This is a genomic window from Sphingobium sp. IP1 (assembly GCF_002708645.1).
Lineage (GTDB): Bacteria > Pseudomonadota > Alphaproteobacteria > Sphingomonadales > Sphingomonadaceae > Sphingobium > Sphingobium yanoikuyae.
Window position 1 is genome coordinate 1 of record NZ_NOIW01000219.1, and the last position, 3,021, is coordinate 3,021.

Sequence of the window (3,021 nt, forward strand, 5' to 3'; positions counted from 1 at the left end):
CCAGTGACCGGCGAAAAGGGGTGAAAACAAGACATAGCCCCTCCCTTCCAGGGAGGGGTTGGGGTGGGTTGCGAGCGTAGCGAGCTTCTGCCCTATCGACCGTAAACCGCCGCTACGCGGCGCACCCACCCCCGGCCCCTCCCTGGAAGGGAGGGGAGTAGGGAACGTCAGCTTCTGGTCGTTAGCCGCCCTACCCACATCCGTCATGCCGGGCTTGACCCGGCATCCCACTTTCCTATGCAACAGATAAAGAAGCGGGACCCCGGCTCAGGCCGGGGTGACGATGGCTGCATCTGGTCGATTATGGCTGGTGCGGTCTGTTGCCGAGCTTGTCTCATGCAGCATCTGCGCTGCCTCCCCCTTGAGCGGGACAGGAGGCGGCGCTCCCCTGCTCCTTACAGCGTGCCGCGCAGGGTGAACTTCACCACGCGGGGTTCGCCGTAGCGGGCGCTGCCGAGATAGAGGCCGGAATAATAGGTCTTGTCGAAGATATTCTCGACATGGACCGACAGCGAGAGATGGTCGGTGAAGCGATAATTGGCGAGCAGGTCGACCACCGCCAGGCTGCCCTGGCCGTAGGTTTCGCCATTCGGCCCTTCGCCGTCGGCCGTGGTCTTGCCCTGCCATTCGACATTGCCGCCGATCGTCAGCGCGCTGAAATTGCCCGGCAGCGTATAAGCGCTGAACATCTTGAAGCTGTTCTTGGCGATCTGCGGCATCTGGCGCACGCCGTCGCGATCTTCCGCACGGGCGTTGGCAAAGCCGCCGGCGATGCGCCAGCCGGGCAGGATTTCGCCCTTCACCTCCAGTTCGAAGCCCGACGACTTCATGCCCGATACGGCATGATAGGCCGAACTGCCATCGGGCGCGAAGATGCCGGGGCCATCTGCCAGAGCATAATTGTCCTGCTGCATCTTGAACACGGCGGCGGTGGCGCTGAGGCGGCCATCGAGGAAGTCGGCCTTGAGGCCGGCTTCATAGGTATTGCCTTCGAGCGGGGCGATGACGTCGCCATCGACCGTGCGCGATGTTTGCGGCGTGAACACGCTGGCATAGCTGACATAGGCCGAGAGGGTCTTGGTAAAGTCCAGCACCAGGCCGGCATAGGGGGTGAAGACGGCCTTTTCATCGACCACCGGGGTCCAGACCTTGGGACCGGTGACATCCTGCGCATAGCTGTCCTGCTTCCACCAGGTGAGGCGGCCGCCGGCGATGATCGAGAGCGGGCCGATCGGCTTCAGCCGGGCGACGCCGGCAATCGAACTGGTCTCGATCCGGTTGCCGGCGGTGCCGCCCGAAGGCGTCAGGTCGGGCTTGGCGACGTCACCGGTCGGGAAATAGCTATAGGCATTGATCGGATACATATAGTCGCTGCCACCCCACCAGCCGGGATAGGGCGTCTGGTCATCGTCGAAACGGGTGTGGCTCACGGTCAGGGCGACATGCTGTTCCTGGCCCAGCGCCTCGAACGCGCCGCGCAGATTGGCATAGACCGCTTCGAGCGTCAGGTCCGATGCCCAGCGGGTGGCGTAGAAGGTGCCGCCGTCGCCGGTTTCCTTGTCGATCGCGGTGCCGAAATAATAGCCGATCGTCTCGTCATAGGAGCCCGACTTGTGCTCGGCATCGACCTGCAGATGCCAGTTGGCGTCGAAATCATGGGCGATCGAGGCGAAGATGTTGACGCTCTTGCGGCTGAAGTCGGACCAGTTGGCGCCGCCATTGGTGGAGCGGGCGAAATCGGTCTTCGTGCCGTCGGTGAAGAAGAGGGGCACGCCGCCGCGCGAGGCGCCCTCGTTGCGGAAATTCTGATATTCGATGCCGGCGGTCAGCAGCGTGCTGGGACCAAGATCAGCCTCGATCACGCCATAGAGCGCCTGGCGCTTGGCATGTTCGCGGTCGATGAAAGTATCATTATCCTGCCAGGCGCCGGCGACGCGGGCGCGGACATGGCCGCTGGCGGTCAGCGCGCCGCCGATGTCGCCTTCCAGCCGGTACTTGTCCCAGGAGCCGATGGTTGCCGCGACCGTGGCGCTCAGGTCCGCGCCGGGGCGCTTGCGAATCATGTTGATCGCCGCCGACGGCTCACCGGTGCCGGTCATCATGCCAGCCGAACCGCGGATCACCTCGATCCGGTCATAGGCGATCATGTCGGCCGTATCTTCGGTGAAGCCATAGATGTTGGACGGGCGGGCAACGCCGTCGACCAGATAATTCTGCACCGCAAAGCCGCGCGCGGTATAGTTGGTGCCGTCGGTGCCGAGCGCGCTGGAGCGGTTGGTCTGGATGCCGACGATCTGCGCCATCACTTCGGAAATGTCGGTCAGGCCCTGTTCCTGCATGCGCAGGCTGTCGAGGCTGGTGACCGACTGGGGCGTTTCGCGGGTAGTGAGGTTGAGGCCGTTGATCTCATTCTGGCCGGTAACGACGATGGAGTCCGGGGCGGGCGTGTCTGCATCAGGCTCGTCCGCTGGCGCCTGGGCCTGGGCGCTGGTGGTGGCCAGCAGCATGCAGGCGGCGATCGACGCCGCACCGTAGCGGACGAAATTCCTCTTCGATGCAAAGGACATAAGGCACTTCCCCCATATTTCGCCATGCCCTGAACATGGCGCCCTGGATGTTGGGGCGGCGCTTTAATGAGATTGATTTGCAAATGCAACGATTCGGAAACAAAATGCGTGAAATATGGGGCGCGGCGTAATGTCACGCCATTGATCGGCCATGCGGACCGCCGAATTGCCTACAAGGGTGGAGAGCGGACGTAGCCAAATAAACGGGTATGGATTATGATGTGATATGATGGCCGCTGGTTATCCTATGTCTGAGGAACAACTTGTCGATATGCTGCTTGCTCGGAACGGCCAGCGGACATTGGCCAATGAGTAGCCCCTAGTTTTCTAGACGCCTTCTGCTTTCAAAATCTGCTGCCGTTCGAACTGTGCGGGGGACAGCATCCCGTTCCTGACCTGCTTGCGGACCGGATTGTAGAACATCTCGATGTAATCGAACACGTCCTGCCGGGCT

2 protein-coding genes are annotated in these 3,021 nt (G+C 62.3%); both read right to left on the minus strand.

Annotated features, from left to right (window positions below):
• Positions 1-395: 395 nt before the first annotated feature.
• Positions 396-2,567 carry a TonB-dependent siderophore receptor gene (locus CG471_RS29420; RefSeq protein ID WP_099234619.1) on the minus strand — a complete coding sequence of 724 codons (2,172 nt, stop codon included), beginning with the start codon at positions 2,565-2,567 and terminating at the stop codon, positions 396-398.
• A gap of 327 nt (positions 2,568-2,894) precedes the next feature.
• Positions 2,895-3,021, minus strand: a 127-nt coding sequence (locus CG471_RS29425; RefSeq protein ID WP_218964300.1) for an IS3 family transposase, incomplete at its 5' end; no start/stop codon positions are given.

What these genes read in the sequence shown, in the direction of transcription:
- CG471_RS29420 (WP_099234619.1), bottom strand. Translation starts at nt 2,567, where the DNA reads ATGTCCTTTGCATCGAAGAGGAATTTCGTCCGCTACGGTGCGGCGTCG.